The organism is Sporosarcina sp. FSL K6-1508, assembly GCF_038007465.1.
Lineage (GTDB): Bacteria > Bacillota > Bacilli > Bacillales_A > Planococcaceae > Sporosarcina > Sporosarcina psychrophila_B.
Map to the genome: position 1 here is coordinate 4,412,410 of NZ_JBBOXF010000001.1, position 21,165 is coordinate 4,433,574.

Below are 21,165 nucleotides of genomic sequence, written 5' to 3' on the forward strand. Positions count from 1 at the left end.
AATTCACTCTATTAGTTGGAATATTGAATACGGTTTAGAACCTGAGTGCAGACGCCTTACTATGAGCTACGGGAGCGTATTTGAAAAATTTCTTTATTTCAATTTGTATAATATATGCTGCGATAAGGAATTCCTTTGAATCCGCTACGGCGCTAGGGGATGCCTCCCGCCATAAGCGAGGGGACTGAAAAAGTACGATTTCCTTCAATACCGTTGATTTCCGTTCCGAGCGGACGCTTTCTTACCTCTAGTCAAGTAATTTCTAAAAAAATTGGTGGGGGAATAAAAAATAGCCCAAGGCAATTGCTTTTCGTTCCAGCGCTCGCTTTCCGCGGGCATGGCTTGAGCCTCCTCGTCCGCTTCGCTCCCTGCGGGGTCTCAAGGCTCATGCTATTCCCGCAGGAGTCGAGCGCTTCCACTACAAGCAACAAGAGAGAAATCAAGAAAGGATAGGAATACGTGGGGTCTCCGCTAGAGAATTTAAGTAGCACAAATAAACCTGACGATTATCTATTTTTTCGAAAGGTCTTCTGTGCTATAGTTTGGATATCCTTATTACGAACTGGTTTGGGCTGCTTCGTAATCAAAAAGGACTCTGTGTTGAATAAGGTGAAATGCGACTTTCAAGAACTTATTCACACAAGCTATGACCGCAACCTTATGAGGTTTCCTCTGAGGTTGCTTTTTTAAATGATCATAATAGTCGACAATGGTATTCTTCGTTCGTTGTCGCAAAGAAATCATGGACATCACCATGAAATATAGGATTTTTCTCAACCTACGGTTCCCTCGCTTATTTATCCGATCCTGGTACTGCAGCTTCCCGGATTGATACCGTTGGATATCAATTCCTGCGTAGGCATTTACCTGTTTCGGATTCTTGAAGCGACGGATATCCCCCAATTCTGCGATAAGCCGGACTGCTGTAGGTACTCCGATGCCCGGAAAGGATACAAGTACTTGGAAATCCATGCGTTCTTTGGAGAGTGCCACCATCTGCTTAATGATTTCATTCTTCTTTTGTCTTAGCTCTACTATACGGGCCGCGTCTTCTTTTAAGTGCAGGCACCGAACATCGTCCTGTTTGATAGCTGGATATGTGTCCTCTGCAGCAATGAGCAGTTCCATCGTTTTCTCTTCTGCTTTGTGAATCGAGAGGTGCTTATAAGTGGCTTGTTTGATGTGTTTCGTAATTACTTCCTTTGACTGACCTTTTAGACAATCTGGATGGGGATACAATTGAATCACATTTAAAAACAAGACCGACCTTTTGGAGAACACCTTTTCCAGTGCTGGAAAACTCAGCTGCAGAAAGGCGTGTAATCGATTCGAATACTGCTGAATCTCTTTCTCTACATCGTCGTAGTAACGCCCCAACGCACGCATTTGTTCAAAGTAGGCCTCCTGGACATACGTTTCTTCACGGTCGACCTTGAAATGGGACTTGGCTAACTCATGTGCGTCACTAATGTCTGTCTTATTTCTGCGCATAGAGGCCATTTGCAGCTTCGCTTGTAGGGGATTTAGCCTTTTGTATGGATAACATTCCTCCTTAAGAAAGCGTTCCAGTCCTTGTGAGTAGACCCCGGTAGCTTCAAACACGATCTCAGGTGTTAGGCCAGATTGTTCTTTCAAATTGTCCAACTTCTCTTTTAGCCACATGAACCCAGTGACTGTATGTTCCATTTCGCCCTCGAATCGGCAATGTTGATTGTGATCGTACACCACCATTGTACTTTTTCCCATACTCACGTCAAAAGCAACTACATTATTCATCCTACATCCTCCTCTTATGTTTCATAGAAGCCTTCACATTGCCTTATCGATTCCACTTTCTTATACACGATCTCGAAGATCCAACATACTAAACTGATTCAAATAAGGATGTGAAGTGAGTCGGTTTCCTTATACGAATTCAAAGATTCCAGCGTCCGCACGACTTCGCTTCACTTCTACCATAAAAAATAGTAGCACAAACCATGGCCATGGTTTGTGCTACTAATGTTAGTATGTTTCCGCGGGCACGGCTTCAGCCTCCTCGTCACTGCGTTCCTGTGGGGTCTTCAGCTCGCGCTGTTCCCGCTGGAGTCGCCGCTCTCCACTACAATCAACTAGTTCTTACTAAAAAAAGAACTTTTTCAGTGGCTTCCCATAAGCCAAGCAGCTTCGCCGCCAGTCTTATGGCGGGAGGCTACCCGGTGTCCAGTTACTGACACAATTCACGTCCTTCGAATTGTGACAGCAACTGGCATCGAATAGGCGCCTTCGCTCAGTTTACACACCGGATTCAAGAGATCAACATATATAATTATAGTCGAGAAAGACGCACTCTAGGTTGCAAATTTCATCACAGCTAATGAAATGCTCTTTCTCACATAGACCATCCAGCGAAGGCGCGACTTCGTGGTAGCCGGAGCGATAAGACTGAAAGCGCTCTCCTTTCTGGCTTATCGCGGGAGGCATCCACAAAGCGTCGAAGCGGTATTAGCACGATTTCTAATTCATTCCTCTTGTACTGGGACATTCGTTGATCACATTCAATCGATTTATGGCACGCTAGGTTGCAGGTCTCTTCCCCGATACCGAAATGCGCTTTCTCACATACACCATCCAGCGAAGGCGCGACTTCGTGGTAGCCGGAGCGATATGACTGAAAGTGCTCTCCTTTCTGGCTTATCGCGGGAGGCATCCACAAAGCGTCGAAGCGGTATTATTAGCAGGATTTCTAATTCACTCCAGGTATTGGGACAATCGTTGATCACATTCAATCGATTTATGGCACTCCGGATTGTAGGTCTCATCCCTGAAAACGAAATACGCTTTCTCAAATTGACCATCCAGCGAAGGCGCGACTTCGTGGTAGCCGGAGCGATAAGACTGAAAGTGCTCTCCTTTCCGGCTTATCGCGGGAGGCATCCACAAAGCGTCGAAGCGGTATTAGCTGGATTTCTAATTCACTCCAAGTATTAGGACATTCGTTGATCACATTCAATCGATTTATGGCACTCCAGGTTGTAGGTCTCATCCCCGAAAAAAATGCTCTTTCTCATATAGACCACCCAGCGAAGACGCGACTTCGTGGTAGCCGGAGCAATAAGACTGAAAGCGCTCTTCTTTCCGGCTTATCGCGGGAGGCATCCACAAAGCGCCGAAGCGATATTAGCAGGAATTTTAATTCATTCTAAGTATGGGGCTTTTTCAGTGGCCTCCCAAAAGCCCTTGTAAAGCGCATATGTCGTATTCAATTGTTCTACGATATATTTAGTTTATTTCTTCATTATCACGGTAAATAAAGAGCCTCCCTGATTAAGGAGGCTCTTTGATTATTTACTCTCAACTGCGCGTTTTCTTGTTTGTCGATCAAATAGACTATAAATGATGGGGACAATATACAGCGTGAATAGGGTTGAGCTAATTAACCCGCCGATGACTGCAATTCCCATCGGCTGATTCATTTCAGTGCCCTCTCCGATACCCAGCGCAAGGGGCAGTAAGCCTAGAATGGTTGTCATTGCCGTCATAAGAATTGGTCGCAACCGATCCTTGGCCGAGACAATGATGGCATCATAAGAGCTGAGACCCGCATCTTTCCGCTTATTAATATAATCGACGAGCACAATCCCATTGTTGACCACAATCCCCACAAGAACGAGAATTCCGATTATCGCGGTAACACTGATTGGGGTACTCGTTAGAAATAGACCTAAGCCTACCCCAATAATCATAAGCGGCACAGAGAACATGATGACAAATGGATATTTGAATGATTCAAATTGTGCGGCCATAACAATGTAGACAAGTACTACAGCCAATAATAGCGCCATGACCATGTCATCGATCGCACTTTCGAATAACTCTCTATCACCGCCAAATGTACGTTCAATTTCTTCCGGCAACTTAAGCTCATCAATCGCGGCATTCACCTTCGACGTCATATCGCCAAGTGACTGAGACGATTCATATTTCAAATTGAATGTAACCGAATGTGCCTGATCGACACGTTGGATAGAAACAGGTCCTTCTGCAATATCGATTTTTGCAACTTCTCCGAGTGTCACAAATGTGCCAGCAGGCGTACGCAGTTTCAGTTTTTTCAACTGATTCATACTGTTACGGAATTGTTCATCGTATTTCACATAGACAGCGAACACTTCTTCATTTTTCCCAATAATCTGCGTAGCTAATGAACCGCGGGTGACGCTGTTTACTGTCTGTGCAATTTGATAAGGTGTTAATCCTTTGGCAGATGCTTTTTCACGGTCCACTTCAATTTGGATTTCTTGAACTGTATTTTGGATATTATTAGTCACTTCTGTTACGGAATTAAGCTCAACAAGTTTACTGTTCAACTTCGCAACCACATCATTAAGACGCACTTCATCGGTATCTTTTAATGAAAACGTTAATGAGTTCGGGTTTGAACCCGCCGCAGTCTGCATATTGAAGCCGACTTTTACATCCTCCCCAACAGTATTCAACACTTCGGGTTGTACATCGTCTACGAATTCAAAAATCGAGCGTTCCCTATCCGCAACTGGCACTAGCTTCACGGATATTTCTGCAATGTTCGCTTTAGATGTCCCTTGCGCGATGTCCTGTTGCGTTCCGCCAACTAGACTGACGTATACCTCCACGTCTCGCTCCTCTTTCAATTGCGCTTCGATTCGTTTTACTATTTCATCTGTCGCTGCTGGAGATGAACCATTCGGCAACTTCACTGTAATCGTAACAAATCCCTCGTCTGTAGCGGGCAAAAACTCTGTCCCTACTTTAGTTAAAGCAAAGCTACTTAATACGAGCACAACCAGTGTAAATAGCAACACAACAGAACGATTTTTTAATGACCACTTCACCGATCTTTCAAAATTATTTAAACCTTTTGATCGGCGTCTCCGTGCCTCTATATTTCTCGTTGGTTTTCTGAGCATACGACTCGCCATCATTGGCACCACCGTCAACGCAACGACAAGTGACGCAAATAAGCTAAAGGAAATCGTCAAGGCAAATTCAGTAAAAATCTGTCCAATCAGTCCGCTGATGAAAATTACAGGAACAAATACGGCAAGTGTGGTTAAAGTTGACGCAATAATAGCACCACCGATTTCCTTCGAACCTTCAGAGGCCGCAACTTTCGGTTCTTTGCCCATAGCTAGATGCCGCTCAATATTTTCAATCACAACAATCGAATTATCAACTAACATTCCTATACCAAGCGCAAGGGCACCAAGTGTCATAATATTAAGCGAGAAATCCGCAAAATACATAAGGACAAATGTGACGATTACCGAATAGGGAATTGCAACACCGATAATGATTGGGCTTTTTATGCCCCTTAGGAAGAAGAACAAAACAAGCATGGCAAAAATACCACCTAAAATAAGTGACTGGCCAATATTCCCGATAGCAAGCTTTACATAGTCTCCCTGGTCAAATAGAATATCGGATTCGACACCTTTAAATTCTTCTTTTTTCAAAAGGTTGTCGAGCGATTCTTTGAATGCAGTTGATACATCCGCTGTGTTTGCCCCAGATTCTTGCAACACAGACATTAGAACAGCCTGCTGGTCATTAGCACGCGTTTCCGTGGCAGACTCAGCTTCAACAAGCGCTACATCCGCAACATCGCCAATCGTTACTTTAGCGCCGTTCAGTGGGCTCGCACCAACCTGGATGCCCCGAATATCAGATATAGTCGTCAATGTACTGACGATACGGGTTGTGAGTTGCTTGCCGTCTTTCGTTTCTATCGGTTCACCAGGCATGGACAAATTATTGGCCTGGATCATCTGGACGATATCAGCTTGTTCAAGCCCGTTCGCTACAAGTTTTTTCTGATCCAGAATAATTTGAACTTCTTCTATCAGTTGACCCGAAACGGAAACGCTTGCTACGCCTGTCGTCCTCCGTAATTCAGTCTCCAGTTGCTCTGCAATTTTCCGGATATCAGTATCTTCCGTTGTTGCACGCAATGATAATTGGATAACCGGGAACTGGGAAGGATCAAATTTCATGAATCGCGGGTTATCTGCACCTTCTGGAACTGGAATCTGATCAATCCTCTGCATAATATCGAGCTGGACATCATCGATTTTCGTCGACCAGTCGAACATGAGCAAGATGAAGTTAGCCCCTTCCTGAGAAGTGGATTCCATTGATTTCAATCCTGGTGAAGTCGATAAGGTTGCTTCGAGCGGTTTTGTTATTTTCTCGCTCACCTCTGCAGGTGAAGCACCCGGATAACTTGTCACCACGACAGCAATTGGCGGGTTCAGCTCAGGAATGAGCGTTACTGGAATACGAAAAAATGACACTGCTCCTAAAATGATAATTAGAAACATAATCACAACCGTAAAGACAGGTCTTTTTATAGAAAAATCACTGATTTTCATGTATACATTCCTTTCTTCCCACGAGCTTCATTCCATTAATCATAATGAAAGATGGGGTTGACTTCAAACCAGAGCGCCTTTCGATAAAAAAACCCGGCGAGACGGATGGTCCGTCCTGCCGGGCTTAAGGTTTATAAAAGACTGTATAGCTCGATTTCAGGATACTTATCATGGAACCAGCGCATCGCGAAGTCGTTTTCAAACAGAAATACGAGTTTGTCATGACGGTCTTTTACGAGCATAGCACGTTGTCCTGCCATTGATTCCTTCACATCACTTTCATTTACAATCCAGCGAGCAACTTTTGAACCGACGTGCTCCATACGCACTTCAACGTTATATTCATTCTTCATGCGGTGTTCAAAAACTTCAAATTGAAGCTGACCAACTGCTCCAAGCAATACATCCTCAGTATGAAGCGTCCGATAATACTGTATTGCTCCTTCTTGCACAAGTTGTAAAATCCCTTTATGGAAATGTTTGGATTTCATAACGTTTTTCGCAGTTACCCGAACGAAGAGCTCCGGTGTGAATTGCGGAAGTGCATCAAATAGGAAGTTTGATTTACCGCCGATTACTGTATCCCCAATTTGGTAGTTCCCTGTATCATGAAGCCCGATTATATCCCCGGCAACCGCTTCATCTACTATTTCACGATCATCTGCAAGAAACTGCGTTGTCTGTGTAAGTTTAAATGTTCTCGAAATGCGCGGAACCGTTACGGTCATCCCGCGTTCAAATTTACCCGAAACAATACGAACGAAAGCGATACGATCACGGTGCATCGGATTCATATTCGCCTGAATCTTAAAGATAAACCCTGAAAACTCTTCCGAATAGGGATCAATTTCAGTTTTATCTTTAGTGATCCGCGGTTGCGGAGGCGGTGAAAACTGTAAAAATGTTTCTAAAAATGTCTGGACACCGAAATTCGTCAGCGCACTGCCGAAAAATACAGGTGTCAGTTCCCCTATTGCAATTTTCTCTTCATCAAAGTCGTTGCCTGCTTCGTTTAAAAGAAGAACGTCTTCAAGAGCCTGCTTATAGTAAGATGTTTCCATCATTGGATGCGGCACTGCAAGACCACCGTCTTCATCTAACGCCAGAAAACGTTTGTCATCTTCCACTCGAACCTGTTCGATACGGTTATTAAAACGATCGTAAATACCAAGGAATTCTTTACCCATTCCGATTGGCCAGTTCATTGCGTAGGACTGGATGCCAAGCACTTCTTCCAATTCTTCCATTAATTCAAGTGGTTCTTTCCCTTGACGGTCCATTTTATTGATGAAGGTGAAAATTGGGATTCCGCGCATACGACACACTTTGAATAGTTTAATCGTCTGCGGCTCGATTCCTTTTGCAGAGTCAACCATCATGACCGCAGCGTCAACCGCCATAAGTGTACGGTATGTGTCTTCACTGAAGTCTTCGTGTCCGGGTGTATCTAGAATATTGACACGATTGCCATCGTAGTCGAATTGCATGACGGAAGATGTGACCGAAATTCCCCTTTGTTTCTCGATTTCCATCCAGTCTGAAGTGGCGAATTTCCCGGTCTTCTTCCCTTTTACTGTTCCTGCATCGCGGATTGCACCGCCAAAGTATAGGAGTTTTTCTGTAATTGTCGTTTTCCCGGCATCCGGGTGGGATATGATTGCAAATGTACGGCGAGATGCAATTTCTTCATTTAAAGGCTTGTCCATTGTATAGTGTCTCCTTCTGTTCTGCTTTTCTTAGCATAGACACAATGGAGGATGATTTCAACAATTTTTTATCGGAATGTACGAAGTATAGGCGGGGCTGTCTGACAGAATTGGGAAATCCCACGACACCGACGGAATCCCAAGTTGCTATTTCCTACTTTATTCAAAAAAAGAGCCATCCCAAAATCAGGATAGCTCCGTCTTTACTTATTTTTCAACCAACCCTGTACCGAATTTTTTTTCGGCTTCTTCCAGAGCTATTTCGGCATCTGAATGCGGGTATTTCACTGAACCGATAATTTGGTAATCTTCATGACCTTTACCTGCGAATATAATGATGTCGTCATGGTCCGCAATTGATACTGCATGACGGACCGCTTCTTGCCGGTCGCCAATACACGCATACTGATCATGTTTCATGCCTGCTTCTAATTCCGCCAATATTGAGTCGTATGGCTCGTCCCGCGGATCGTCAGTCGTGAGTACGACGTAATCAGCAACGGATGCTTTTTCCGCCATAATCGGACGCTTTATCCGGTCTCGGTTGCCCCCGGTGCCAATGACAAATATCAAACGGCTACCTTCCTTTTTATAAGGTAGGACTGCATCGATAGCTTTTTCGATGGCATCAGGTGAATGTGCATAATCGACATACATTGTTATCGGCAATTCGGTCGGCACTTGTTCCATTCGCCCTTTGACAGCTGAAATCTTCCCTAGATAGTTAATAATATCTTCAGTCATCATACCTTTGGCATACAAAGCAGCGATAACCGCGAGTGCATTATAGACACTGAATTCACCAATAAGGCTCATGTCAACCCTGAATTCACCATCGGGTGCGGTAAGCCTGAATGTCGTACCATTTGCCCGTAGCTCAATATTCGATCCACGAAAAACGGCTTCATTTCGGATACCGTATGTCAGAACTGGATAGGAAGTCATTTCCAGCAGCTTGTAGCTCCATTCATCGTCTGCATTGACAACGGCAAATTTGCGCTTCTCCAAGTCTTGTCCAAGCTGGGAGAACAACAGCCCTTTTGCCTGACCATAATTGTCCATTGTCCCGTGATAATCGAGATGATCATGCGTTAAATTCGTGAAAATGGCGATATCGAATTCCGTGCCTGCGAGGCGACCTTCCACGAGACCATGTGAAGATACTTCCATTGTCATTGTTGTGCATCCTTCTTCCGCTGCACGGGCAATCATCCCTTGTGTCGTCAGTACATCCGCCGTAGTGTTTTCCGTCTCGTAAAGCGTTCCGTCCAAATCAAAACCGATTGTCCCAGTAACGGCAGACTTCTCACCAGCTTGCTGAAGAATCGCCTGTATAATACCACTGACGCTTGTCTTGCCGTTCGTCCCCGTCACACCGATCATCGTCATCCGCTTCGATGGATAATCGTAAAAACGGGACGCCAACAAGCTTATAGCCCGTGACGTATTTTCAACCATAACGACAGCAACTTTAGTCAGATCTACTTCGACTTGCTTAGAAGCCACAATAACCCTCGCTCCATTATCCACTGCTTTTTTAACATAATTATGGCCGTCCACTGTAAATCCTTCAATGCAGACAAAGACTCCTCCTGCATTTACAGCGCGCGAATCAACCGCGATATCCGTCACAGTCGGCGGAACAACTCCTGTTACCTGCTTAACTGGCAACATTGAAAGCAACTTTTCCGTTTCCATTAATACCCTCCGTTCAGTCCATCATTGATGAAGTTACGTATGCGTGAAGCAGTTGTGCTGATGCTTTTAGCGAATCGATATGTGTCCGTTCCAATGCATGTGATGATTCGATGCCTGGACCAAATAATGCATGTTTCACGTCAAAGCCCGCTCGAATTGCAGCTGATGCATCCGAACCGTAAAACGGGTAAATATCAAGTTTGAACGGAATGTTACCTTCTTTGCAAAGGCCCGTCAAATGTTGTGTCAACGCATAATGATATGGCCCACTTGAATCTTTCGCGCAAATAGATACTGTGTATTCATCAGAAGTTTGCCCGTCACCAATCGCTCCCATATCGACCGCGATATACTCAACAGTTTCAACTGGAATATTAGAGTTACCACCATAACCAATTTCTTCATTGTTAGATATATAGAAATGCGTCGTATGCGGAAGTTTAACCCCTTCTTCTTTCAATGAACGAATCAGACCAAGCAACAGCGCGGTACTCGCTTTATCATCAAGATGACGCGACTTAATGAAACCGCTGTCCGTCGCTTCAAAACGCGGATCAAATGATACAAAATCCCCCACTTCAATACCTAGTGCACGAGTTCCAGCTGCATCGGTTACTTTCTCATCAATACGAACTTCGATATTTACCGCGCTTCGTTCTGCAGTCCCAGCGTTTTTATAAACATGAACAGTAGTCTGGTGCATAAGGATTGTTCCACGAACTTCTTTCCCTGACGCCGTATGAATGAGGCAGTATTCTCCTTCAACCGCGTTCCAATTGAAGCCGCCAATCATTGTCAACTTCAAGCGACCATCGCTCTTAACTTCTTTCACCATCGCCCCAAGCGTATCGGTATGCGCTGTAAGCAGGCGATGGCGCGTTGAATCTGCCCCTTCAATCGTTGCGATGATTGCCCCTTTGTTTGTTTTCTTATGAGTTACCCCAATTTCATCGAGTTCCTCCGCTATCAGCCCCATCACTTTTTCCGTATAACCTGATGGACTTGGTGTCTCCACAAGCCTTTTTAGTAGTTCAACAATACGTTTTTCATCAAATGTTGTCGTCATTTCTATTTCCCCTCTCTCGCGTCAAAATATGTAATTCAATCCCAATGTCGAATCATGTATGATAAGTATAAAGTAATGTTATGAGGTGCCTAATGAAAGATTCGACAATCGTCCATTCACGCAATATGTTTATTATACTTTTTTTTGCTCCTAGCGTCACCGTACATCTTCTCACGTCACTTTTTTTAGGTTTTTATAGCGCAATGATTTCAGCCCTTATCGGATTGTTCATCATTACTGTGCTGATTGCCCTTTATAAATCGGGTATGAATTCTCTTACTTTTCGAATCCCTCTAATAATTGGGTACTTTTTATATATATTTATTTCAAACTTAGTAAATCCTGATATAGTAAACTTATTTTATCTTATCTTCCCTGTCGCCTTAGTCGCAATCTACAATATCACTTGGTTAAACATACTGATTATGGTCATCACGGGTATAGAAGTGTTTGTTTTATTTTACTTATTCAGTCCAATTTATAAATCAGTGGATGAAACTCAATTACTCCCCAATATAGCTTTCATTTTTAGCTTGGCAGTGGTCCTTTGCCTACTATATACTTTCAGAATCACACCTGAATGGAACAATATCTTCAAGGAAAAAAAGAAGATGGATGTTTTGCTCACATCAAAAAAAGGCTATCTCGATCTCTTTTTTGAACATACAGAAGACGCAATCGCCGTACTAGATCTCGACCAGAATATTGTCGCAATCAATCCGGCATTTGAAAGAATGTATGGCTGGAAGCGAGCCGAATGTATCGGTCACTCGCCGCGATTATACCCGAGCTCTGAAGATGTGACAACTGCAGAAAGAACTCGGAAAGTTTTGGAAGGGAAAAGCTATCACTTTCTGCGGACGAAGGAAATGAAGAAAGATGGGACTGTATTTGACGCCGAACTTACATTAGCGCCTATCTATGATGCTGAACAAAAATTAGTGGCTACGTCCTTCATTGCACGTGACATTACACTAAAATTACAAACCGAACAGCTCGAAATCGATACAGAAAAACTAAAAGCAATTGGTGCAATTGCAGCAGGCGTCGCCCACGAAGTGAGAAATCCGATGACATCGATTTATGGCTTCGTCCAGATGATGAACGCTGATCCAGCGAATCCATATCGGACCTACACAGAAATCATGTCCAGCGAAATAAACCGCATTGATTTAATTGTCAGCGAGTTTCTTTCACTATCAAAACCGAATTTGAAAACTTACTCCGAGTTTCACATTGAAATCCTACTTAGAGGCATAGTAACAATGTTCGAAACCGAATTTAAGAATCGCTCAATTTTCTGCGATGTGCAGATTCAAAAAAACTGTTCATTGATAAGTGGCAATGAGGATGGGTTGAAACAAGTCTTCATAAATCTTTTTAAAAATGCATGTGAGGCGCTCCTGAAAAATGGCATTATTAACGTCATTGTCACTTTTCAAGACAAAACGGTTACCATTATTATCCGTGACAACGGTCCGGGGATGAATCAAGAAACGCTAGAAAAACTATACGAACCATTTTATACAACGAAAAACGAAGGCACCGGGCTTGGGATGCTCATTACAAAAAAGATTATTGTCGATCAGGGCGGGACGATAACCGTGACCAGCAAGAAGAATATAGGAACTGAAACGACGATTATATTACCCATAAATCATTAAAAAAACCGCCATCCATTATCGGATGAGCGGTTTCACTATTTTTATTTTATTACCATATGGTGGGAATGCAAGATTCATCGGTATAGACGTACTTTTTTTCATCATGGACTTTGCGTGTGTAAACGTATCAAAACTTGCTTTGCCATGATATGCACTCATGCCGGAAGACCCAACTCCGCCAAAAGGCAAATTGACATTGCCTACGTGGGAAATTGTATCATTAATGCATCCCCCACCAAACGGCAGGTTTTCAATGAAATAATCCGCTGCTAGCTCATTTTCAGTGAACATATATGCCGCAAGAGGTTTTGGCAACTGACGAATTCTATAAATCGCTTCTCCAAGATTGTCATACGTCAAAATCGGTAAGACAGGACCAAAAATTTCATCTTCCATAGAAGCGCTATTCCATGAAACATTATCGAGCAATGTTGGTTCAATGAACAGTTCCGAACGGTCAGAAGAGCCTCCACTAATCACGTGTGCACGGTCTTTCTCAATTATTTCAACCAGCCGATTGAAATGTTTGTCACTGACGATTCTGCCATAGTCCGGACTTTCGGAAACATCTTTCCCATAAAATTTCCGGATAGAGATGACCATTTCTTTGATAAGTTTTTCTTTGACGGAATGATGGACGAGTATATAATCCGGCGCAACGCATGTCTGTCCTGTATTAACAAATTTTCCCCAGACAATTCGTTCAGCCGCCTTTTGTATATCTGCTGTTTGATCGACAAGTGCCGGGCTTTTTCCACCAAGCTCAAGTGTTATTGGCGTTAACCGTTCAGCTGCTGCTTTCATGATAACTTTCCCAACAGCTACACTGCCTGTGAAGAAAATGTAGTCAAATGGAGCGTGGATAAGTACATCTGTCTCTTCGCGCTCCCCTTCTACAACACGGATATAGTCGGCCGGGAATATTTCCGTCAGCATCTTTTTCACAATATTAGCCGTATGAGCAGAGGTCTCGGATGGTTTTACAATTGCACAATTGCCGCCCGCTATCGCCCCGACAAGCGGCTCCATGACAAGTTGGAACGGATAGTTGAATGGTCCAATGATCAATACAGATCCATATGGTTCTCGGACAATGAAACTTTTAGCTGGTTGCAGATGAACAGGTGTCTTCACCGCTTCATCTTCCATCCACTCTTCAAGATGTTTGATCATATAGGAAATGCTTGAAAGAACGAAACCAATTTCCGTCACATAGGATTCAAAAGAACTTTTGCGGAGATCCTTATGCAACGCTTCCGTGATTTCTTTTTCATTGGCGCTAATCGCTTCCTTTAATGTCAAAAGCATCTCTTTACGAAATGCATAGCTCCTTGTTTCGCCTGAAAAGTAAAATGCATGCTGGGAATCAATCATCGTTTCCACATCTTGTGCAGTAAAGTTCAAGTTATTCCCTCCATTCTTTTGTACCTTCAATCATAGTTAGAATAGCCGCGAGATGCAAAAATTAGCACTTTATCCCATAACTACGTTAATAGAAGATCAATCAGCTTTTGTATTTCAAGTCCTTCATCAAATGACACGAGTAGCGCTTCTTTACCATCGACTGCATTAACACACTCAGCCGTAAGCGTTTTCACTGTATCGAAGGAAGTCAATATCTCAAAAGGACTGTCTTTTTGTGCAATGCTAAGTTCCGACCAATTGCGCAGTTTCAGAACACCCTCATCTCCATATACTGTATAGGACAGTTCTTCTTGTTGACCGATTCCCGAAACACCGTTCAAGAAGACCGGAATGTCATTTACTGTTTTTCCAATCGCAAGGACACTCGTCTCCGCAAGTGATTCATCTTCAGGATAAACCGTTTGGTGCGAGGTAATTGAAAGCTGACCAAACATCCTGTACATAAGCTGAAGATAATGCGGGAATACTTCTCTTGTAAAGCCACCTTGTTTTCGCAAAGCAATCCACGGGTTTTGTTGCCATAGACGCGGCCAATGTGGGAAATAAGTTTGCAGTTCAATTCGAACAATTTGTCCAATTTCACCTTCTTTAATAAGTTTCATCATATGTCTGACGGACGAACTATACATGAGCGGAAAATGCATGGCCGTTTGAATTTCACTGTTCTTCGCAGCCGACGTCATGACTAATCCGTCTTTCGCATCATGTGCCAGCGGTTTTTCACACAGGACATTCAAGCCTTTTTCAATCGCTTCTATGCTAAGTGCAGCGTGTGCCACTGGGGGAGTGCCGATGTAAATCCAGTCTGGCTTGAGCGCAAGAACTTCCTTATATGAGGATGCTGCAAATAGTCCGTATGTATCCGCCATCTCGTTAAGACGCTGTTTATTTTCATCAAACAGCGCCACAATTATTGCAGCATCATTGTCCCGCAATTGGTTAATAATCCGTTCGCCGACAATTCCCGTACCAACGATGGCAAATGTAGCTTTTTTCATTATTATATCCCCTTTCCCACAATTATTTTTAAAATTAAAAAGGATAGGCCTTACGATTCCTTTTCGGTCTTTCATGTTTTGTATTATAGCATTGCAGGGAATAGAATGTTCAAACAACAAAGAATCTAAAGGAGGAAATGGACATGACAACAACTGACATTTGGTGGGAAACAATATTTGAAGGTAATCTTTCGCTAGGCATTAATAAGGAGCGTCTTGGAGAACTAGAAGAGGAAAGTTTCCTTTATTTTGATGAGGAACAACAAATGCAGGAGCTGGCACACTGATATTGCTCTTGACCCGCTTGTCAATGACACCGATATTCGACGGACCATAAAACAGCTTTTCCACGAGGTTAAAATGGAAAAGCTGTTTTTATATATGAACTTTTCTCGGTTTTCATAAACGTTGAAAACTATTCCAAAGAATTCGTTTCTTCAATACTATGCCACAGATAAAGTGCGGCATAACTTAAATACGGTGACCATTCTGGAAAACGAGCAAGTATCTCATCTTGCGTTGGTTTGCGGTCAATCGTCCAGATCTTTTTCAATGCGTTTTGCAAACCAATATCTGCAAGCGGGAATAAATTCGGGCGCCCCAGGCCGAACATGAGAAAACCTTGTGCAGTCCAAGGACCCACACCGCGGTAGGCCACAAGTGTTGAAGTTACTTCTTCATCATCCATTTGTTCGAACTGTATAAGGTCAAGCGTACCTTCTGCAATGGCTTGCGACAGACCGATGACATATTCAGCCTTGCGTGTGCTGAACTGCATATCCCGAAGTGCAGTGACGTCAAGCGATGCGATACGTTCAGGGGATGGATAACGCCAGACTCCATCTAGTTGATCTCCAAATGATTCCACAAAGCGTTTGGTTAACGTATGGGAGAACGACAAATTGAGCTGCTGGTGAATAATACTTTTCATAAGGGTTCCATACATTGAAAAACTTTTAATAAGCGGAGTCCCTTCATATTCACTGAAAAGAGGTTCAAGATCTGTGTCAGCAAAATGTGCCTCGATGGCCTCAAGCGATTTATTAAAATGAAAGATTGATTTAACCTTTTCAATTTGAATTTCATCAATTGCATTTTCTATTGTAAATGCCGGAAGTTGTTTTGTTCCTGTACTTTGGAGCGTAATAATATTTCCTTCACCCTCGGAATGCGCACAATTTGATTTGGCAAATCTACCGAATTCACCGGGTCTCCCGCCAACCGGACAATTGCACGATTAAAGTCATATTTGAAAGGCAAAGAAAATCGAACGTCGATGAGAAACTCCCCCTACTATGTAGTCTTGCTCCCTATTATACTCTTTTTAATAAAACTTCCACAGAAAGTGTTGACTTCTATTGCAAACTCGCTATAATAGAAAATGTGCAGTAAACAAATACACAATTTAATTCCCGGTTCCGTAGCTCAGCTGGGAGAGCACTACCTCGACAAGGTAGGGGTCGCTGGTTCGAGCCCAGTCGGGACCATTGGGTGCCAAACCCGCAGGAAACCTTTAGGAACAGAGGTTTCTCTATAAAAAAGACGTTCAGGCCTTGTGCTTGGAGGTCTTTTTTTCTAAAGTATAGCAACAAGAATCCCCTCAACTTCTTCCTCACGTTCAAAGAATTTGGCATTGAGTGCATTTTTAATCTCTTCTAACTTCGTAAAATTAGTGTTTGTCATTTTAAATAACCCCTTTTTTTTTAGTTTAAATAAAAAAGGAAGCAGTTTCTTTTGCAACCTTTTAATAGTGGGATTGTAGCTTTTTCGTTATTAAGATTACCGAAACAAAACAGAGATTGAAGGATGTACTGGCTTTTCGTCCCAACTGCGAGATGATACTTGAATCCATACCAAAATAAGTTCTTTCCTTCACTATTCTTCTTTATTCTCCATTTGAGTTGAGTTGGAACAGAGGAACGAAGTACTTTAAGTGATACTTCAAGTTGGTCTTCATTTTTCATTTCGTAGACTGGGAGGTTCTCCTCTGTATGGAATATAATTCGAAATAATAACTGTTTCCATTACAAAGGATGTACCTGCTCCTCCTCAGCCAAGCTCATTGATTCCGTTAATTTTCTTATCAGGAAGCTCGAATATGTCCCTAGCTGCTTGGAAAACTCCTCGGCCAGTCTCATGACTTCCATCTAACTAAGACTGGTATGGAGGTAGTTCCATCAATTTCAGCTTGCCATCGACTCGTTTAACTGTGTAAGTAAACTTTTCGGTGATCGTGTCAAACTCCCTCGTATGGAACAAGGTTCCGTCTTCCAACTTTAACGTAATCACGAATGTATATTCGTCCTTGCTTACTACGGTCTTTTCAAGAATTTCTTTCAGTGTAATCTTAGGCAGCAGCTTCAGATACTGATCAAATAACTTCAGCTTGTCATTAGGGTCCGTTTCAGGAAATAAGTTTATGAGTCCTTCGTAACTACCGCCGTATAACTCGACCAACTTTGCAGCATCCTGATTAGCGATAGACCGCATATATTGCTCTAACGTATCTTGCGGAATCTCAATGGCATTTTCATTCTTACTCCCCTCCTGAGAATTTGCTGACGGACTCAAAGTTAATTTCTTTTTCCAAGTTAACTCATTGCCTTCGGAATCTTTGAATAGAAATACAACCTGACCTTCCTCGCCCTTCATCTCATCCGGATATATGAAACCCGAGAATTGTCCGTCACCACTAATGTAAAATCCATCTTCCCCATTAGCTCCATGTTCAATAGCATCTTGAACTGAATTTACAATTAGATTATCCTTGGAAATCCACTGTATTTCGGCTAGCGTGAATCCTTCCGGGACCTGTTTCACTACGAAATCAAAACTATTTCCCTCTATCGGTTTTTGAGTCTGATCTATAATAATTAATATTTCATTCTTTGAATCCGCTGAAGCGTCCTCTATTTTGGTCGTATTGTCTTGATTGGTTTCAGATAGCTGCGTGTCCGATGCTTCAGACTCAGATTTCATGGCACAACCACTAGTCAAAAGAAGCACGCACAGAGCTGAAATGATATAGCTGTATTTTTTGTTATTCATGGGGTTCTCCTCTGCTTTCATATAAGGTAAAAGAAAATGCAACGCCTTGATGTGTATTCTCCACACCAAACTCGCTATCATGAAGCTCCAGGATATGTTTGACAATCGCGAGTCCCAGACCGGTACCTCCAGATTTACGATCCCGAGAACGCTCAATCCGGTAGAATTGATCCCACACCCGGCTCAAATCGTCCTTCGCAATGGGCAGTCCAGTGTTCTCGATCACCGTGACTACCTTGCCGGAATATGCCCGCTCGATGCTAATGGAAATGACACTCTTCTCCACAGCATGTCGAATGGCATTGCTCATTAAATTTGAAAAGACCTGTTCGATCCGTCTAAAATCTGCCTTTACGAATAGTTCTTCTACTTTGTTCAACTTGTATTGAAGATGCTTTTCCTCTAATTGATGAGAAAACGAATCCACTACATTTTGAACAAGGTTTGTCATGGATACGCTTCTAAGCGTTAAATGGATGGCCTTGACTTCGAATTTGGAAAGCTCCAACATATCCATTATTAATGCATTCATCCGATCTGTTTCATTCACGATGTGATTCAGGTAACGATCTTTTTTGTCGCTCGCTACTCCATCCTGCAACCCTTCTGCGAAACCTTTCACAATGCCTAAAGGGGTTTTCAATTCATGCGATATGTTCGCGATCAGTTCTTTACGAAGTTGCTCGGATTGCTGCTTTTCTTCCATCTCCACTTGTAGTTTCACATTCATATTAGTAAGTTCCTTTAAGGTCGTATCTAAGTTCTGAGACAACGCATTCAAATTACGCGACAACTCACCAAATTCATCTTTCGAATGAATTTCGGGTCCCATGGTAAAATCTAACTTGGCAAGACGCGCGGCAGCACGGTTTAGTGTAACTAACGGGCGGGATACAATTCTGGAGTAAATCAAAGACAAAATAATGATAAGCATAAGAATGACTGGCGCCAAATATACAAAATACTTCTTAAGTATCGCGACTGCTTCCCCAACTGGTTGTAGAGATGTCATGACGAATAAATAACGATCCGTATTTTCACTCTCTGATAGTGATTTAATGAGAATAGCGTATTGGACACCGCTCCAATTATCTATCCAGTCCACTTGAACAGGCGAACCATCTTGCAAACGAGATTCATATTGTTCCAGCTTCGGCATCCAGTCCCGAAGAGCTTCATCGATCAGGGTATCTTGATAAAGAGGGTTATACGAGCGTTGTTCAGGTAGCATCAGATCCTTTATCTTCCCCTTCACCCGTGTTAACCCCTTTACAGGATCTGCGTTATCCGGTTGGATGGCAACTGGTTGCATAATGGTATCGTCCTCGTCCATGAATATACCGTCTACCACTAGTGTTTCGCCGACTTGAATCCCATTCGGAATAGCACCTTGCTCCATTCCATCCGTGGGTATACGAATTGTAATGGTCTGACTGGCTGTTTGCAACTCCAGAAAATAAGGATTTATGCTGGTCCGTTCAAACCGATGATTTAAAATGGAAGTACTCGTATCATTATCATTCATAAATGCGCCGAGCAGTCGTGAAATCTGGTGTTTATCGGATTCAACCCGTTTGTATTGATCCTCGAAGCGGCTCATGTTCTGTTCAATTGCATTGATCTTGGACATTCGATAAAACCGCTCGAAAAACAAACCTTCTACAATCATCACAATTGAAAAAACAATCATAATCAAAATAGAAGTTACCACGAAAAGTTTAAGGACTACCCCCTGCCTTCTCATGTTTTCAACTCAAATTTATAACCTGCACGGATGACGGTACCTATATATCGGCCTTCGGCACCAAGTTTGGCTCTTAATTTTTTAACGTGGGTATCTACTGTCCGTAAGTCACCTAAATAATCATACCCCCATACAGCGTTGAGAATATACTCACGGGATAAAACTTTACCATAGTGCTTAATGAGAAAGAGAAGCAAATCGTATTCCTTCGGCGACAGAGAAATCGTATTTCCCGCCACGGAAACAGTATGAGCCATTCTGTTCACCACTAAATCCCCAAAGGTAACCATATCTCCTTCACGACCAATCGTCCCTTCCGTTCTTTTCATCAATGCGGTAGCACGAGCTACTAATACTCTCGGACTAAAAGGCTTCGTCACATATTCATCAGCACCAAGCTCGAATCCCATCAATTGATCATCGTCTTCCACCCTTGCCGTGATCATAATAATTGGTACGTCCGACTTCTTGCGAATGCGCCTGCATACCGACCACCCATCCATTTCCGGCATCATAATGTCCAGAACAATCAGGTCAATGGAATTTTGATCAAACATCTCGAGTGCAATTCTTCCGTTCTCTGCTTCATACACTTCCCATTGTTCCTTTTTGAAATAATCCGTTATAAACTCGCGCATAAGCATGTCATCTTCAACTAACAATATTCTTCGTTTCATTGCCTCACCCTCCACATCTATCCATGTCGTCCTTTAACTATGGACATGGATGCTCATCTATTTTCATGTACACTACACCTCCTTATTGTACTTTCTAGACCAAGTATGGAGTACTCCTGTGTATATCGTGTGTACATTTTATGGATTTCAGAAGGTTTTTCTTATTCGACTCAATTACAAATAGGTGTTTACTTATAATTAATAAAACCTTTAGACTGGAGAAGGTGTTAGTAGTAATGATTAATCAACAGACGTAATTTTTCATCTTTTATATTTACCGTCCAAACGGGCCTTTTTAATTAGATTTTAGTAACACCAAAAAAGAACTTGAGAAACCCCACTAAATATTATTTGAACCACTGTTCACTCAATAGACACGCTTGTTCGCAGAAATAAAACACGCTTAGGAAATTCTCCTAAGCGTGTTTTATTGGTTGTACAATAAATGACGTTGGTGAAAGAAAATCCCCATCCCTTTAAAAGGAGATGAGGAGGATCTTCACCAACGTCATTTTTTTATAAATATATTGGATAAGGTAATCCTACTACCCGCTGATTTCCGTTCCAAGCGGACGCTTTCCGCGGGCACGGCCTCAGCCGCTTCCCTCGCTGCGCTCAGTCCAGGGTCTTCAGCTCGCGCTGTTCCCGCTGGAGTCGCCGCTTTCCACTTCAATCAGCTGGAGAGTCTAGGTAAGATAAATTCCCTTTATATAAATAGAAAACAAGTGAGATTCCCTATAGAATAGAAGT

Annotated in this window: 13 protein-coding genes, 1 tRNA gene and 2 pseudogenes; 3 read left to right on the forward strand and 13 right to left on the reverse strand. The window is 42.7% G+C overall.

Features of this window, described 5'->3' with window-relative positions; all coding sequences use genetic code 11:
• Positions 1-555: 555 nt before the first annotated feature.
• The 5 genes from MKZ11_RS22570 to MKZ11_RS22590 all read right to left on the reverse strand — a co-directional run bounded on the left by MKZ11_RS22570 (position 556) and on the right by MKZ11_RS22590 (position 10,859).
• Positions 556-1,776, reverse strand: coding sequence for an IS110 family transposase (locus MKZ11_RS22570; protein ID WP_340796590.1), 1,221 nt, complete (start codon positions 1,774-1,776; stop codon positions 556-558).
• 1,547 nt (positions 1,777-3,323) lie between these two features.
• Positions 3,324-6,389, reverse strand: coding sequence for an efflux RND transporter permease subunit (locus MKZ11_RS22575; RefSeq protein WP_340796591.1), 3,066 nt, complete (start codon positions 6,387-6,389; stop codon positions 3,324-3,326).
• Positions 6,390-6,520: 131 nt separating this feature from the next.
• Positions 6,521-8,095, reverse strand: coding sequence for a peptide chain release factor 3 (locus MKZ11_RS22580; protein WP_340796592.1), 1,575 nt, complete (start codon positions 8,093-8,095; stop codon positions 6,521-6,523).
• A 207-nt stretch (positions 8,096-8,302) separates the two neighbouring features.
• Positions 8,303-9,793, reverse strand: a complete 1,491-nt coding sequence (locus MKZ11_RS22585) for a UDP-N-acetylmuramoyl-L-alanyl-D-glutamate--2,6-diaminopimelate ligase (RefSeq protein ID WP_340796593.1) — start codon at positions 9,791-9,793, stop codon at positions 8,303-8,305.
• A 13-nt stretch (positions 9,794-9,806) separates the two neighbouring features.
• A complete protein-coding gene (locus MKZ11_RS22590) occupies positions 9,807-10,859 on the reverse strand; it encodes a M42 family metallopeptidase (RefSeq protein WP_340796594.1) in 1,053 nt (350 codons plus the stop codon).
• A 92-nt stretch (positions 10,860-10,951) separates the two neighbouring features.
• On the opposite strand from MKZ11_RS22590, the gene MKZ11_RS22595 reads away from it, so the two are divergent.
• Positions 10,952-12,523, forward strand: coding sequence for a two-component system sensor histidine kinase NtrB (locus MKZ11_RS22595; RefSeq protein WP_340796595.1), 1,572 nt, complete (start codon positions 10,952-10,954; stop codon positions 12,521-12,523).
• A 15-nt stretch (positions 12,524-12,538) separates the two neighbouring features.
• On the opposite strand, the gene MKZ11_RS22600 is transcribed toward MKZ11_RS22595, so the two are convergent.
• Positions 12,539-13,927: an aldehyde dehydrogenase gene (locus tag MKZ11_RS22600; protein ID WP_340796596.1), complete on the reverse strand. Its 1,389-nt coding sequence runs from the start codon at positions 13,925-13,927 to the stop codon at positions 12,539-12,541.
• A gap of 80 nt (positions 13,928-14,007) precedes the next feature.
• On the reverse strand, positions 14,008-14,946 hold the full coding sequence (locus MKZ11_RS22605) for a Gfo/Idh/MocA family protein (protein ID WP_340796597.1): 939 nt from the start codon (positions 14,944-14,946) through the stop codon (positions 14,008-14,010).
• Positions 14,947-15,089: 143 nt separating this feature from the next.
• On the opposite strand from MKZ11_RS22605, the gene MKZ11_RS22610 reads away from it, so the two are divergent.
• Positions 15,090-15,233: a hypothetical protein gene (locus MKZ11_RS22610; RefSeq protein WP_340796598.1), complete on the forward strand. Its 144-nt coding sequence runs from the start codon at positions 15,090-15,092 to the stop codon at positions 15,231-15,233.
• A gap of 128 nt (positions 15,234-15,361) precedes the next feature.
• On the opposite strand, the pseudogene MKZ11_RS22615 reads toward MKZ11_RS22610, so the two are convergent.
• A pseudogene (locus tag MKZ11_RS22615) lies at positions 15,362-16,224 on the reverse strand (DNA-3-methyladenine glycosylase family protein).
• A gap of 136 nt (positions 16,225-16,360) precedes the next feature.
• On the opposite strand from MKZ11_RS22615, the gene MKZ11_RS22620 reads away from it, so the two are divergent.
• Positions 16,361-16,433: transfer RNA gene (locus MKZ11_RS22620), tRNA-Val, on the forward strand.
• Between the two features lie 243 nt (positions 16,434-16,676).
• Here MKZ11_RS22620 and MKZ11_RS22625 read toward each other — a convergent pair.
• The 5 genes and pseudogenes from MKZ11_RS22625 to MKZ11_RS22645 all read right to left on the reverse strand — a co-directional run.
• A pseudogene (locus tag MKZ11_RS22625) lies at positions 16,677-16,934 on the reverse strand (IS5/IS1182 family transposase); the annotation flags it as partial.
• 163 nt (positions 16,935-17,097) lie between these two features.
• Positions 17,098-17,994 carry a hypothetical protein gene (locus tag MKZ11_RS22630; protein ID WP_340796599.1) on the reverse strand — a complete coding sequence of 299 codons (897 nt, stop codon included), beginning with the start codon at positions 17,992-17,994 and terminating at the stop codon, positions 17,098-17,100.
• Positions 17,987-19,684, reverse strand: coding sequence for a sensor histidine kinase (locus MKZ11_RS22635; protein ID WP_340797094.1), 1,698 nt, complete (start codon positions 19,682-19,684; stop codon positions 17,987-17,989). The genes MKZ11_RS22630 and MKZ11_RS22635 overlap by 8 nt, the downstream gene beginning before the upstream one ends.
• 50 nt (positions 19,685-19,734) lie before the next feature.
• On the reverse strand, positions 19,735-20,415 hold the full coding sequence (locus tag MKZ11_RS22640) for a response regulator transcription factor (protein ID WP_340796601.1): 681 nt from the start codon (positions 20,413-20,415) through the stop codon (positions 19,735-19,737).
• 508 nt (positions 20,416-20,923) lie between these two features.
• Positions 20,924-21,088 carry a hypothetical protein gene (locus MKZ11_RS22645; protein ID WP_340795910.1) on the reverse strand — a complete coding sequence of 55 codons (165 nt, stop codon included), beginning with the start codon at positions 21,086-21,088 and terminating at the stop codon, positions 20,924-20,926.
• Positions 21,089-21,165: the final 77 nt, after the last annotated feature.

Bases quoted from the DNA above. Each gene is read 5' to 3' on its own strand.
- MKZ11_RS22570 (WP_340796590.1), bottom strand. From the start codon at position 1,776: ATGAATAATGTAGTTGCTTTTGACGTGAGTATGGGAAAAAGTACAATG.
- MKZ11_RS22575 (WP_340796591.1), bottom strand. From the start codon at position 6,389: ATGAAAATCAGTGATTTTTCTATAAAAAGACCTGTCTTTACGGTTGTG.
- MKZ11_RS22580 (WP_340796592.1), bottom strand. From the start codon at position 8,095: ATGGACAAGCCTTTAAATGAAGAAATTGCATCTCGCCGTACATTTGCA.
- MKZ11_RS22585 (WP_340796593.1), bottom strand. From the start codon at position 9,793: ATGGAAACGGAAAAGTTGCTTTCAATGTTGCCAGTTAAGCAGGTAACA.
- MKZ11_RS22590 (WP_340796594.1), bottom strand. From the start codon at position 10,859: ATGACGACAACATTTGATGAAAAACGTATTGTTGAACTACTAAAAAGG.
- MKZ11_RS22595 (WP_340796595.1), top strand. From the start codon at position 10,952: ATGAAAGATTCGACAATCGTCCATTCACGCAATATGTTTATTATACTT.
- MKZ11_RS22605 (WP_340796597.1), bottom strand. From the start codon at position 14,946: ATGAAAAAAGCTACATTTGCCATCGTTGGTACGGGAATTGTCGGCGAA.
- MKZ11_RS22610 (WP_340796598.1), top strand. From the start codon at position 15,090: ATGACAACAACTGACATTTGGTGGGAAACAATATTTGAAGGTAATCTT.
- MKZ11_RS22630 (WP_340796599.1), bottom strand. From the start codon at position 17,994: ATGAATAACAAAAAATACAGCTATATCATTTCAGCTCTGTGCGTGCTT.
- MKZ11_RS22635 (WP_340797094.1), bottom strand. From the start codon at position 19,684: ATGATTGTTTTTTCAATTGTGATGATTGTAGAAGGTTTGTTTTTCGAG.
- MKZ11_RS22640 (WP_340796601.1), bottom strand. From the start codon at position 20,415: ATGAAACGAAGAATATTGTTAGTTGAAGATGACATGCTTATGCGCGAG.